Consider the following 13,239-nt stretch of genomic DNA (forward strand, 5'->3'; position numbering starts at 1 on the left):
CCGCAGACCGCGGTCGCCCCGGCACACCACGCACTGTCCGTCGACCCCTTCCATAACGCGGCCCGGCGCCGACTGGTGCTCGCCCACCGGCGGGCCGGCGACCCGGTCGCGGCCCACCAAGCCCCATTGCGGCACGCACGAATCCTGGAAGAACTCGGCGTCCACCCACCCGGCACCGGACCGGAACCGGACGCCGCCACGCGACGCGGCCTCGCCGGGATACCGGCCGCCCGGCCCCGCAAACACCCGGGGCTCGACGCCAACCCCGCTTGAAGAACTCCGCGACGCCGAGCTGACGGGCGCCGCCCGCAGACCGCGGTCGCCGCGGCACACCCGGCACTCGTGCGAATCCCGGACGGTGCCGCGCGGCGTGGCCGCGCGCGCACCCGGGGCTCGACGTCAGCCGCGTTTGAAGAACTCCACCTCGCCCACGGCGACCCGGTGTCCGCTACCGGCGCCGTAGGCGCTCTCGATCGTGAGCCGGACGCGGACGACGTCGCTCACCGCGAAGTGGAACTTCTGCTCGCCCGCGCTGTCGGCGAGGTTCACCGTGTGCCGGGTGACCGTGCCGTGCGCGTCGGTGACCGTGGCGAGCAGGGTCTGCGGGCGGCCCTGGGTGAGGAACTGCTGGGCGTTGGTGGAGATGCCCGGGTAGACGATCACGTCGAGCAGCCGGAACGGCTCGTCGAACCGCGCCTCCAGGTACTGCCCCTTGCCGTCGCCCTCGCGGTCCGGTGCCCAGTAGCGGTCGGTCGTGCCGTCCACCGCCAGCGAGGCGGCGTGCCCGCGGGACGCGCTCGACGCGCTGACGCCCACGGCGTGCACCTGCTGGGGGGTGGCCAGCCGGTCCTTCACCGCTTCGGTCGCCTGGCGCAGTTGGGGCCGCAGGGCGAAAACGGCGGCGCAGAGCACGGCGAGCACCAGGACGGGGACCAGGAACCGCGGCCGGCGCACCCGCCCCGAGAATCCCGGCCCCGGCCGGTCGCCCGCTGCCGGGGCGGTGCGCGGACGGCGGGTGAACAGCCTGCGCCACCACGACGCCTGCGGCGCGGCCGGGGCGTCGGCCAGAGAGGTACCGCAGCGACGGCAGAACCGCCGGGTGGGCACGTTGCCCGCACCGCACTGACCGCAGATCAGGTCACCCGGCGCGGGCGGCGGTTCGTCCGGGGCGGACACCGCGGTGGGGCGGGGGCGCGCCGCAACGGGCTCCCCGGCGCGCGGTTGCACGGGTGCCGCGGCGGGGCTCGCCGCGGCAGGCGCGGCTTGCATGGGTGCTGTCTCCGGGCGCGGCGGCACGGGGGGCGCCTCGGCGGGCGATTCCGCGCGCACGCTCGTCCGCGGGGCGGGCTGCTCCGGCACGGCGGCGGCCGGGCGCGGGCTCGTGGCGGCGGCCGGCTCCGTCCACTCCAGGAACGCCCCGCACGATCCGCAGAACTGCTCGCCCGGCTCGCACCGCTTGCCGCACTGCGTGCACTCGATCACTTTCCGCTCTCCCCCTGTCGTGGCGCTCACGTGCTCCGCCCGAGTCCATGGTCACCACCGGCGGTGTCCCCCGGTAGCCGCTCCGGGGCAGCCGGGAGGACCGCCCGCGTGCCCTTTCGGGCGGGACGGCAGCCGGCAACGACCTCGACGGTGAACGGGAGATGGGCCGGCCGGCTGCGCGCGACGAGAGCGGTCAGGGCGCGGGTGTCGAACGTGTCGGGATCGGGGACGCGCACGCGTACGGACAGCCGGGGTTCGGGCGAGCCCGGCAGCGGGGTCCCCGGTGTGACGGATCCGGTCGCGCCGCCGCTCTCCTCGATCTCGGCCTCGACACCGAAGGCGAGGCGGATCTCCTCTGCGAGGCCCGCCCGCGTGCCCCGCGCGGCGTGGGTCCGTACGGCGCCCGAGATCTCGGAGCGGCGCGCGCCGCCCACCGGCCCGTCCGCGGGCCGCGCCCCGACCCATGCCGCCAGCAGCGCGGTGAAGTCGGCCGGGGCGAGAGCGGGGTCGAGATAGGCGGCCAGGTTGTCCAAGGTGCCGGGGACCGGGGCCAGTACCTCGTCCAGCCCCGCGGTGAAGCGCTGGACGAAGTCGTCGTCGGCGTACACGCCGGGCAGTTGGAGCCCCAGTGGGTACCGTGAGATCAGCCCGGGCACGAGCGCACGTCCGCCTCCACCGTCCCCGGGTGCGGGTGCGGGCGCAGGCTCGGCTGGCTCGCGCCCTGCCTTTCGGTAGTTGATCCCCTCGCCGCCCGCCGGCGGCACACCACCGCTCATGCGCCCGTCACCCGCACCTGGTGGTCGTAGGAGAAGACCAGCGCGCCCGCCGCCAGGTCGACCCGGTCGGTGGGCTCGCCGCGGCGATGGCTGCCGGGGTCCGCGGGGAAGAGCCGGACGCCCTCGACGAGTTCGACGCCCGGCACCTGCTGGAGCACCGCGAAGACCTCGCCGGACTGCACGGACCGGCCGAAGGGCCAGCCGGCCCCGTCGGCGCCGCCGGTCAGGGGGTTGAGGTGGCGGTAGAGGGCGGTCAGCGCGTCCTGCTGGACGCGTGCGGGCGACGCGGACGGGGTCGCGCGGAGGGTGGTGACGACGGTGACGCCCTGGTAGAAGGGGGGTTCGACGACCAGCCGGGTGCCCAGCGCGCGCTGCGCGTCGAGGCGGGAGACCACTCGCGCCACCAGCTCCTCCGGGCAGGCGAGCCCTTCGAAGGCGAGGCGGCCCGAGGTGTCGGCCTCCGCCCAGGGCACGAGCAGCACGCGCACGCCGCCCGCGTCGGTCCCGCTCTCCGCGGCCACGCACCGCACCCGGGCGATCTCGGGCGCGGCCTGGCGGGCGAGGTACTCGTAGTCCTCGGCGGTGACGGCCCGTTCACGGGAGCGCAGCGAGAGCGCGCCGCGCAGCTTCGCGTTCTCGACGTCCTCGCCGTCGACCCCGCCCTTGGCGGCGGTTCGGTTCCCGACGCGGGCGATGTACGGGATCGAGCTGCGCAGCACGGACAGCGCGCCGCGTGCGACGTTGCCGCGCCGGCCGCCGCCGGTCAGGTAGGGGCGGACGCGGATCGGCACGCCCTGCGGCGGGACCGCGCCGTACTGCTTCAGGGAGCCGTCGGGCTCCCGCACCGCGGGACCGAAGGCGATCTCCCCGCTGCTGCGGTCGAGCCGCACATGGTGGTCGCCGGGTCCCGAGTCGCCGAAGTGCCCGACCTCCGCCCACTCCTGCGTGCCCTCTGCGGTGAGGGTCTCGACGGTGAAGGGCTCGCGGCCGGCGACGACGGGCGGCCGGGCCACGGCGAAGACCTGCCCCGGCACGCCCTCGGACAGGCCCAGCACCTCGCCTGCGGCGCGTTCGGCGTGCGCGGCGGGCGCGGTGCCGCCGATGGTGAACGCGGTGGCGGACAGCAGCCGCGGGCTCGCCGAGTAGGGGCGGCGGACCCCGTCCGGCGGCAGCACGCGGGCGCGCAGCCAGCCGGCCCGGCGCCCGGCCTCGGCGACGGCCACATGGCCCTCGGGCACGTGGACGAGCACGTCGCCGGGCCGGTTGAAGCCCCCGCTGCCGTCACGCTCGACCTCGCACGGAGTCCAGCCTTCCGCGGTCCGTGCCTCCCACACCAGCGGCGGGTCGTCCGGGTCGATCCCGTGGCCCGCGACGGGGAACGCCAGCCGCAGCGCGACGACGCAGGACGGGACGGCCGTGGACAGCCCGAACAGCACGGTGTCGCCCGGCTGCGGGACCTCGCCGAAACAGGCCACGCCCCGGCCGCCCGCGAGTTCGGCGGTCCGGTCCGCCGCGGCCGGTGCGGCGCCCTGTCCGCGCGGGTCCGCGGGCCGCACCGCGAGGACCGCCAGTTCGCAGGGCACGACGGTCAGGTCGCGCAGGGTGCTGAAGACGACGGCCTGTTCGGTCTCGCTGCGGACGGTGGCGACCTCGGTGCCCTCCCGGACCGCCACCGGGCCCGGCTGCGGGGCGGAGAGCCAGAAGGTGACGTCGGTACGGGCCGCGGCCGGCGGGAAGAGCCGCAGTCCGATCAGGTCGAGCAGCGCCACGTGGTGCTTGTCGGGCACCCGGTTGAGCCGGTAGATCAGCTGGTCGACCATGTGCGCGAAGGCCTCGATGAGGGTGACGCCGGGGTCGGAGACATTGTGGTCGGTCCACTCGGGGCAGCGCTGCTGCACCATCCGCTTGGCCTCGTCCACCAGGTCCTGGAACCTGCGGTCGTCCAGATGGGGGCGGGGCAGGGACATCAGCGGCCACCTCCGTCGGCGGAACCGTGCGGGCCGGCGGGCGCGTCCGCGCCCGCCCCGCCGTCGTGCGAGGGGATCACATAGAACGGGAAGACCAGGTTGCGCGGGTCGTTGGTGCCGCGCAGCGCGTATCTGAGGTCGATGTAGAGCGTGCCGGAGTCGACCCCGTCGAAGGTGACGGTGACGTCCACGAGATCGACCCGCAGCTCCCACCGTTCCAGCGCGACCCGCACCTCGTAGGCGATCCGGCCCGCGGTGGCGGCGTCCGCGGGCGCGAACACGTAGTCGTGGATGCCGCAGCCGAACAGCGGACGCATGGGGCGTTCGCCGGGCGCGGTGGCCAGGATCAGCCGGATGCTCTCCTCGATCTCCCGTTCCCTGACGACCAGGGCCACCGAGCCGGTGGCGTCGGTGCGCGCGGGGAAGGCCCAGCCGGCGCCGATGAACTGCTCTCCCACGGCCCGGTCACCCGCCGATCAGTACGGTCGGGGCGCCCATCACGACCGGCGCCCCGCAGACCGCGAGGTCGCCGACCCGGGCGGCGGGCATGCCGCCGATGAGGACGGTCGGGCAGCCGGGCGGTGCGATCGCGGACGGCGGGTGCACGGCGGGCGGCGGGAACGAGCAGATGTGGGGGGTGCCGACCACGGCCGCGGGCATGCCGGCGATCAGCACGGTGGGCACTCCGGGCGGCCCGATGACACCGGGGTGCCCGGTGGGGTCGGCGACTCTGGCTGCTGGGGGCATTCCTGGCGCTCCTCTTAGTTGATCTTGACCAGTGCGGCGCTGATGGAACAGGTCGCGCCGCCCTTGATCTCGGTGCTCGCGGTGCCGTTGACGCCCACGGTGGTGCCCTTGACGTCCACCTGGCCCTGGGTCTGCAGGCTGAGCGCACCCGATCCGCCGTCGAGTGCCACACCGCTGCGGGCGGTGACCTTCACCGACTGCCCCGACAGCTCCAGGCTGCCGGTGCCCGCGTCCACGCTGACGCCCTGCTCGGCCTTGACGATCACCTTCTGCCGGGCCACCACCTCGACACTGCCGTCGCTGCGCACGACGACCTTGGTGGCCTGCTGGTCGAGATGGAGGGTGAGCTTGCCGTCGCCGGTGGACATCCGTACACCCTGCGGGCCGCCCGACACGTCGAGCAGCTCCACCCGGTTGCCCGAACGGGTCACCAGCGAGCGGCGGTTGACCGCGCCCGAGGTGGAGTCCACGAGCGGCGCGTCATGGGCGGACGGCTTGTCCTGGCCGTTGTAGAGGCTGCCGAGGACGTACGGGCGGTCGACCATGCCCTGCTCGAAGCCGACCAGCACCTCGTCCCCGACCTCGGGGCCGAACACCCCGCCGCCGCCCTTCCCGCCGAGGCCCGCCGTGCGGGCCCAGTCGCTGACGTAGTCGTCGGACAGCCAGGGGAAGGCCAGCCGGACCCGGCCGAGGGCCTCGGGGTCGCGGGTGTCGGTGACGGTCGCGTTGACGAGGCCGCCGATCCGGCCCGCCGCCGCGCCGTACCCCGCGCCTCCGCCGGAGGCGAGCCCGTACAGCGAACGGTCGGAGCGGCCGCCGACGGTGAGCCACGTCTGGTAGCCGGTGTCGGGGTCGAAGACATGCCGGCTGGCGGTGATCGTGTACTTGCCCTCGAACGGCGGCCCGACGTTCGCCAGGGTCACCGCCGTCCCCGCGCGCAGCCGCGGGATGCCCATGGCCACCGCGTCCACCTCGGCGAGCGAGGCGGCGAGGTCGGCGGCCAGCGCCCGGGCCGCCTGGTCGGCGGCGGACTGGGTGCCGTACGGGGTGTCCGTGGCCAGGAACACCGCCTGGCCGAACGGCGCCGCGGCCTGCCCGGGCGTGAGCCCCAGCGACAGCCGGTCCCCCCGGTCGGCGGGGGCCTGCCCGACCACGGCGGCCTTGGCCTGCACGTCCCAGCCGCGCACCTCCACCCGCTGCACCTGGTCGGCGGCGGTCACGGCGGCATGGCAGCGCAGCAGGTTCCGCCCGAACTCCAGGACGTACGGACTGGCCTCCGGCCGGGTGGCGGGATCGGGCGCGGACGCGGCCCGCGAGGGCACCCGGAAGCAGAACTTGCCGTCGCTCACGGACACTTCGGCCCCCGCGAGATCCGCCAGCCGGTGCAGGAACTCCCAGTCGGTGACACCGGGCTGCGCCAGGTGCTCGTACACCGTCGTCGTCGTGTCGACCGTGCCCACCGGCAGTCCGGCGCGGCGGGCGACCTGCACGGCCACGTCCGAGGCCGTCATCTGCCGGTACCCGGCCACATGCCGGCCGCGGAAGAAGCGGTGGGCGTGGTCGAGGCCGCGGACGACGGTGAAGGTCCCGGTGCTGTCCAGGTCGACCTCGACGGCGGTCACCTCGCCGGAGACCAGCAACTGCCGCTCCGGGTCGTCGCCGGCGCGGGCGAACACCTTCACCGGGGTGCCGATGGTGATGCCCGTCTTCCGCAGAACCATGTGCTGGGGGTCGCGGAAACGGAGCACGAACAGGTCGGGAAGCCGGACGCTGCCGTCCACGTAGGCGGAGACCAGCAGTTCGGCCGTGTCGGGCGGCAGCGGCGCGCCGCCGGCCTCCACGGCGAGGGTGTTGGCGAAGGTCTCTCCGGCCATCGTGGGTCGTCCGTCCTCTCCTGGTGCTGTGCTGGTGCTGTGCCGATCCTTTGGGCGTGCGTCAGGTGCCGAGTTCCTCCGCCGCCGGAAGCAGGAGGGTGCTCCCGGGGCGCAGCCGCATGGGGTCGTCGATACCGTTCGCCTCCGCGATGTCCCGCCAGGCGGCCGGGTCGCCGTACTCCCGGAAGGCCAGCAGCGGCAGCGTGTCCCCCGTCACCACGTGGTGCACCCGCCGGGCGGCCAGCGCCCCGGACGTGGGGTTCTGGCCCGGCAGTTGGGCGGACAGCTCCTCCAGCGTGACCTGGCACACCGCCCGGATCGGCAGACCGCCTGCCGTGAACAGCGTGTACTTCGCCTGGACCTGGCTGATGTACCCGACGAAGCCGGTCAGCCCGCCCCAGTGGAAGATGACGAACGGCGGCGTGCCGGCCTTCTTGTCGTGCGTCCGGTCGGTCGGCACACAGCACGAGAAGAGCTGCTCGACGGCGGTGACCACCTTGCTGTCCTGCGCCCCGGTGGCGTCGAAGAACATCTCCAGCGTCAGCTTCGACGGCTCCGGTCCCGTGAACTCCGCGGGGCCCGCGGTCTTGGCGCCGCGCGCGGTCTTGCGCTCCCACTTCGCCGACTTGGCGAGGGTCAGCTCCTTCGGGTTGAACTGGAACTCGATCGTGTCCAGGGGCGGCCCCGGCGTGCCCGTGCCCCCGTCCGCGGGCGGGTGCCGCAGCTCCAGATAGGCGCGCTCGAGCTTGGGCCGCGACCCGGCACCGGCGGCGGACCCCTTGGTCCCGCCCGGCGAGGCGGCGGTGAACGCGACGGGTGAGGACGGCATCGGCGGTTCTCCTTCTCCGGGACGTCGGGCGGGGTGTCGGGCGGGATCAACCGGCGGAGAGGAACCCGTGGTGGGCGATCTCCAGGGTCTCGGTCGCCACCTTGGGCGTCTCCGGGCTCAGCGACGGCCCCTGCCAGCGCACCGGCACCACGTCCAGCAGGCTCCAGCGGGCCACCACGGTCCCGTCCATCGTCATCGCGCTGATGTGCCCCGTCTTGCGCGTCACCCCGGACACCATGCCGGCGATCCACTGGGTGACCTTCTCGGTGTCCTTGGTGACGGGGCGGCTGAGCTTGATGTTCGAGAACTTGATACGCGACGGCAGCTGCCACACGTATCCGTTGTTCCCGCCCTCCTCGCGCTGCTCCATGACCACTTCGCAGGCCAGGCCCTCGCAGCTGTTGAAGGAGCCGAGACTGAAGTCGTCGATCTCGACGATGAAGCAGACGCTCACGGCGGGATCCTCGTCGGCTGCGGCCGCGGTCATGGGCTGCGTTCCTCTCTCTTACGGGTGTACGGCGTACTCAGTGGCGGGAGTCCAGGCGCAGGCCCGCGCGTTCGCGGTCGAGCCGCAACTCGGCCCTGAGCAGTCGGCTGAGGGGGGCGAGCAGGCGGTGCACGAGTTCGTCGGTGCTCTCGGCCTTTGGCGGCTCCGGGGAGGGAGCGGCGGCGGGTGCGGGTGCGGGGGGCGGGGTGGGTACGGGCGCGGGCTCCGGCTGTGGGGCATCCGTCTCACGCTGCGCCACGGCAGGGACGGGTGCGGGCGGCGCGAAGACCACCGATCCGTCCGCCGCCCGCTGTGCGATCCCCGCCGCGACCGCCACGGACCCCGGGTCGCCCGGCGCCGTCCCGGGGGCGGAGCGCTGAAGGGGGGTCACCGAAGACCGGGGCGGCGGCGGGGGCGCGCTCAGCCTCTGCACGGCGAACGGGCTCCCGGTGGCGGCCGTCGGCTGCCCGGCGTACCGCTGCGCCACCGGGACGTCGGCCAGGCCGGCCGACGGTTCCGCATGACGCTGGACAGCGGGCAGAGCCGGGACCGGGCCGACGGGAAGGGACGGAGCCGCCACGCGTTCGGTCCGGAACCGCTCGGCGACCGGGTTCGCGGAGACCGGCCCCGGAACCACGACGGGCAGCCCGGCCGACGGCTCGGCGTACCGCTGGACAGAAGCCGGAGGCGGGCCGACGGGAACGGAGGGACGCCCGAGCGGCACCGGCACGCGTTCGGTCGCGGGAACCGGCTCCGGGACCACGACGGGCAGCCCGGCCGACGGCTCCATGTACCGCTGGACAGCGGCCGGAACCGGGACCGGGCCGACGGGAACGGACGGAGCCGCCGCACGTTCGGTCCGGAACGGTTCGGCGACCGGGGTCGTGGAAACCGGACCCGCGAGCGGAGCCGCGGAGCGCTGGACGGATGCCCGCTCGGCTCGCGGTGGCGTTGCGGCAACCTGTGGCGCGGTGGGCGGAGTTCCGCCGCGCGGCGCTTGCGGCCCCGGTGGGTCCCCCGCGTGCCGCTGGACCGGCTGCGTCGCGCGCCCGTCCGCCGTGCCCGAGGCGACAGTCCCCTCGGGGCGCGACCAGACGAGGGGGACGACGCGAAGCGCGGCCGGCGCGTCGGCGACGGGGGCGGGTTCACTCGGGGTGGGGACGGACCTGAGCTCCAGGCCGCGATCGCCCAACAGCTGGGCGACCGGTCCCGGTTGGGACGTCTCAAGGGCGCCCTCAGGCCCCGCGAGACGCTGGATTCGCACCGGCGGTACGTCCATGACAACGACCGGCGCGGACACGCGTGCGGGCGCCGCGGCACCAACGACAGCCTGGGGCACCCCAGTTGCCGCAGGTACCCGCTGCATCGCCGGCGACCCACCCGCGGCGGCCTGGACCGGCGCCCCAGCGGGCGACATCCGCTGCGGCGCAGGGGTGTCGACCTCCTGACGCTGCACCAGTGGCCCCGATTCCCCCAGCAGGGGCGCGAGCGGAGCTGCCTCGGGCGCGGGTGTCCGTTCGGGAGGAGCGGGCACCTGAGTGAGCGGTTCGCCGATACGACCCAGCTTCGGGCGGGAGCCGGGCACCGGAACTCCCGGGTCCGGTGCGGCGAGACGCTGGACGGGCGGCGCCAGGGGCACCGAAGACAGCGGCGCGCCGAGTCCCAGCGGGCGCGCCCGCTGCACGGACGGCGCCGGCGCCCGGTCGGGTACGGGCGGTGCGGGCACCTGCGGAGGCTCCGGCGCGGACACCGCCTCGGGCGCCGGTTCCATCAGCGGCGCCCGCTCTCCCACCAACGGCCGCTCCACTGCCGCCGGTTCCGGCACCGGAACCGGGTCCGGCACGGTCTCCTCCGGCACGTGCGCAGAGGGCACATCGGATCCGGCGCGCTCCGCGGGCAGTGTGCGGACCGGCAGTTCGACCGCCCGGGCCACCGTGAAGCGGCCCGCGGGCGCCTCCGGCCGGACCTGGCGCTGCACCTGCGCCGGCGCTTCCGCGGCCGGCCCCACGCGCACGGCCTGGCGGACCGGCAGGTCCGTCGTCGTCCGCTGCACCGGGGCGGCCGGCTCGGCCACCCCGTGCACCACGCCGCCGGGGGCCGCCTCGCTCACGAAGTGGCCCAGCGTTCCCGCCGAGAAGGACGGGTTCTGCCAGGTCGAGAGGCCCGCCTTGAACGCGTCGGGCGCGCTCACCAGCGCGGGCACCCCGAACGTCGAACGCTGCACGGCGAGCCCGCGCCACTCGCCGCGGGGCGGCGGGGCGGGCTGCCGCTCACCCGCCGCCGCGTCGCCCGTACCTGGGCCTCCCGCGGCCGGGCCCTCCCGTCCGAGCAGTCTCCCCCACATCCCCCGGATCCCCATGGCTCACCGGTCCGCGGCGGCGAGCTGGTTGAACCGGGCGATCCGGTCCAGGTAGCGGCGCCGTTCGGGATGTTCGAGGTCGAGGATGGCGTCCAGCGGCCAGTGGAAGTGGTAGGCGATGTACGCGACTTCGTCGTACAGGTCGTCGGTCGCGTACGTCACGATTCCCCCAGGCGCTCACCCGCCAGGTCGACCGCGAACGCCGCTGCGCAGGACGGGCAGGTGACCTGGGCGCGGGTGTGGCCCTCGGCGTTGATCCGGCGGTAGAAGTCCTGGAGGAAGGCCAGGTCGGAGGCGAACATGTCCTCGATGACCCCGGCGTGCACGTCGGTGAGGGTGCCGAGCCTGACCACGACCCGGCCGAGCAGGACGACGGACAGGTAGGCGGGGTTCTCGCGCACCCGGTCGTCGCGCAGCGGCACGAGTTCGTCGCGTGCCGTGGACAGCCGCATCACGCCGGAGCGGTGCACCTGCCCGGAGCCGTCGACGTATCCGCGCGGCAGCTCGAAGGGGAACTCGGTGCGCAGCGACTCGGACCGGCCGGCCGCCTCGGCGGACGGGCCACCGTCCGCGTCCGGGCGGCCCGCGGCGCTCTGTTCTGCCTCGGCGACGGCCGAGGCGGTCATCTGACGGCGCATCAGTGCATCACTCGACATCCATGGACTCGTAGGTGATGACGACCTTCTCGGTCAGCACGCTGGTGTCGCCGGCCTTCAGGGAGCCGATCTCCAGGCTCTTGGGCCAGGCGTTGACCAGGGTGTACCGCTTGATGGCGGTGCCCTCGTAGTCGTAGACGATGATCGCGCCGCCCTTGCGGACCGAGCCCATCTTGCCGAACCGCGAATCCTTGATCCACTTCTCGAAGCTCTGGTCGGAGGTGAGGCCCCGGGTGAGGGTCACCTCGCCGGCCTTGGGGCGGCCGGGCAGCTTCTTGATCATGTATTTGCCGTCGGCGGTGTTCTGCTTCAGCTCGATGACGTCCTGTTCCATCTTCAGGCCGGTCACCTCGGTGATCTGCTTGATGACGACGCCGTCGAACTCCAGGCCGAAGGAGTGGCCCACCGAGGTGTCGAGGTCGGGAAGTGCCATGGGGGGCTACCTGCCTTCCGGGGTAGTCGGGGTCAGCGGTGGCGGGGTCGGCCGGTCACTCGTCGACGAGGCTGGTGCCGCCGGAGAACTGGGAGAGCCGGAAGATCACGAACTCGGCCGGCTTGACGGGCGCGATGCCGATCTCGCAGACCACCTGCCCGGCGTCGATGTCCTCGGCGGGGTTGGTCTCCCGGTCGCACTTCACGTAGAACGCCTCGTCGGGAGTGAGGCCGAACAGCGCGCCCCGGCGCCACTCGTTGACCAGGAAGGCGGAGATCGTACGGCGGATCCGGGCCCACAGGGCGTCGTCGTTCGGCTCGAAGACCACCCACTGGGTGCCGATCAGGATCGACTCCTCCAGGTAGTTGAAGAGCCGGCGCACGTTCAGGTAGCGCCACGACGGGTCGGAGGACAGCGTCCTGGCACCCCACACCCGCACACCGCGGCCCGGGAAGGCCCGGATGCAGTTGACGCCGATCGGGTTGAGCAGGTCGTTCTCCGCCTTGGTCAGCTGGGTCGCCAGCTCCACCGCGCCGCGCACCACCTCGTTGGCCGGCGCCTTGTGCACCCCGCGGCTCTCGTCGCTGCGGGCCCAGACCCCGGCCATCGCCCCGCTCGGGGGCACGAACCGCGTCTGGCCGGTCGCGGGGTCGGCCACCTTGATCCACGGGTAGTACAGCGCCGCGTACTTGGAGTCGTACCCGGCGCCCGTCTGCCGCCAGTCCTTGACCTGCTGGGCGTTCAGCTCGGGAGGCGGGTCGATGATGGCCACCCGGTTCCCCATGAGCTCGCAGTGCGCGATCATCGCCAGCTGCACGGCCTTGACGCCCTCGGCGTCCAGCGCGCCCTGCTCGAAGGCGCTCATCAGGTCGGGGACGGCGAGCATGGTGACCTCGTCCACGGCCTCCAGGCCGGCGAAGCCGGTGCGGTCCGCGGAGTTGCCGACGTAACTCTCCGGGCTGATGGCGGCGGGCACCACGGCGGGTCCCGAGCCGGCGGGCGGCACGGCCACGGTCTGGTTGCCGGGGCGGGCCGCGGTCTGCCCGGCGGCCTCCTCGACGGTGATCAGCCGGGACTTCTCGCGGACGACGGTGACCACGTAGTTGCGCTGGCTGCGCTTGGCGGAGACGTCGAAGGTCTCCTCGGTGCTGTCACCGCGCCTGACGACCAAGGCGAACGCGTCCTCGCCCTCCGCGTCGGCCACCTCCACGCTCAGGCCGTCCCCGGACCCGTCCAGCGCGGCGACCTGGAAGCCGTCGAGCGCGACGCGCGGTCCGGCCGCCACGGCGGCCGCCTTCCCGCGCTGCTTGCCCGCGCCACGGGCCGGCGCGGGCGCCCCGGCGTCGGCCTGCTCGCCGCCCACGCGGACGACGTAGCAGGTGCCGCCGCCGTTCAGGAAGTAGCCGTAGACCGCGTGCGCGAGGTAGGCGCCGTCGACGAAGTCACCGAAGGTCTGGGTGAACTGGCTCCAGTTCGTCACCAGCGTGGGCGTGTTGAACGGCCCCTCGACCGCCAGCCCCACGAACGCGGCGACCGCGGTCCCCACGCCCTCGATGGGGCGCGACCCGGCCTCCACCTCTTCCACATAGACGCCCGGCGACAGGTACGACGGCATCGCGGATCCTCCCC

13 protein-coding genes are annotated in these 13,239 nt (G+C 74.3%); all 13 read right to left on the minus strand.

From position 1 onward, the window contains the following. Positions 1–399 precede the first annotated feature (399 nt). The 13 genes from ACIP64_RS23400 to ACIP64_RS23460 all read right to left on the minus strand — a co-directional run bounded on the left by ACIP64_RS23400 (position 400) and on the right by ACIP64_RS23460 (position 13,225). Entirely contained in the window at positions 400–1,482 is a 1,083-nt protein-coding gene (locus tag ACIP64_RS23400) for an NADase-type glycan-binding domain-containing protein (protein ID WP_401589952.1), read from the minus strand. A gap of 26 nt (positions 1,483–1,508) precedes the next feature. Next, positions 1,509–2,138: a phage tail protein gene (locus ACIP64_RS23405; RefSeq protein WP_401589955.1), complete on the minus strand. Its 630-nt coding sequence runs from the start codon at positions 2,136–2,138 to the stop codon at positions 1,509–1,511. A 116-nt stretch (positions 2,139–2,254) separates the two neighbouring features. Continuing rightward, entirely contained in the window at positions 2,255–4,225 is a 1,971-nt protein-coding gene (locus tag ACIP64_RS23410) for a putative baseplate assembly protein (RefSeq protein WP_401589958.1), read from the minus strand. Further along, a complete protein-coding gene (locus ACIP64_RS23415) occupies positions 4,225–4,683 on the minus strand; it encodes a GPW/gp25 family protein (protein ID WP_401589961.1) in 459 nt (152 codons plus the stop codon). Before ACIP64_RS23415 ends, ACIP64_RS23410 begins: the two co-directional genes overlap by 1 nt. A 7-nt stretch (positions 4,684–4,690) precedes the next feature. After that, positions 4,691–4,972, minus strand: a complete 282-nt coding sequence (locus ACIP64_RS23420) for a PAAR domain-containing protein (protein ID WP_401589964.1) — start codon at positions 4,970–4,972, stop codon at positions 4,691–4,693. Between the two features lie 14 nt (positions 4,973–4,986). Beyond that, positions 4,987–6,846: a VgrG-related protein gene (locus ACIP64_RS23425; RefSeq protein ID WP_401589967.1), complete on the minus strand. Its 1,860-nt coding sequence runs from the start codon at positions 6,844–6,846 to the stop codon at positions 4,987–4,989. A gap of 61 nt (positions 6,847–6,907) precedes the next feature. After that, on the minus strand, positions 6,908–7,675 hold the full coding sequence (locus ACIP64_RS23430) for a LysM peptidoglycan-binding domain-containing protein (RefSeq protein WP_401589970.1): 768 nt from the start codon (positions 7,673–7,675) through the stop codon (positions 6,908–6,910). 46 nt (positions 7,676–7,721) lie between these two features. Further along, complete coding sequence (locus ACIP64_RS23435; protein ID WP_401589973.1) at positions 7,722–8,162, minus strand: phage tail protein; 441 nt, start codon at positions 8,160–8,162, stop codon at positions 7,722–7,724. Between the two features lie 37 nt (positions 8,163–8,199). Further along, a complete protein-coding gene (locus tag ACIP64_RS23440; RefSeq protein WP_401589976.1) occupies positions 8,200–10,506 on the minus strand; it encodes a hypothetical protein in 2,307 nt (768 codons plus the stop codon). Positions 10,507–10,524: 18 nt separating this feature from the next. Continuing rightward, positions 10,525–10,683, minus strand: coding sequence for a DUF6760 family protein (locus tag ACIP64_RS23445; protein ID WP_360916518.1), 159 nt, complete (start codon positions 10,681–10,683; stop codon positions 10,525–10,527). Further along, positions 10,680–11,159: a hypothetical protein gene (locus tag ACIP64_RS23450; RefSeq protein ID WP_401590151.1), complete on the minus strand. Its 480-nt coding sequence runs from the start codon at positions 11,157–11,159 to the stop codon at positions 10,680–10,682. The genes ACIP64_RS23445 and ACIP64_RS23450 overlap by 4 nt, the downstream gene beginning before the upstream one ends. Before the next feature lie 7 nt (positions 11,160–11,166). After that, positions 11,167–11,610, minus strand: a complete 444-nt coding sequence (locus tag ACIP64_RS23455; RefSeq protein ID WP_360916513.1) for a phage tail protein — start codon at positions 11,608–11,610, stop codon at positions 11,167–11,169. A 55-nt stretch (positions 11,611–11,665) separates the two neighbouring features. Next, the gene (locus ACIP64_RS23460) at positions 11,666–13,225 is read right to left on the minus strand and encodes a phage tail sheath family protein (RefSeq protein ID WP_401589980.1); all 1,560 of its coding nucleotides are present in this window, start codon (positions 13,223–13,225) and stop codon (positions 11,666–11,668) included. Positions 13,226–13,239 lie beyond the last annotated feature (14 nt).

It is taken from the genome of Streptomyces sp. NPDC088733, assembly GCF_044751185.1.
Lineage (GTDB): Bacteria > Actinomycetota > Actinomycetes > Streptomycetales > Streptomycetaceae > Actinacidiphila.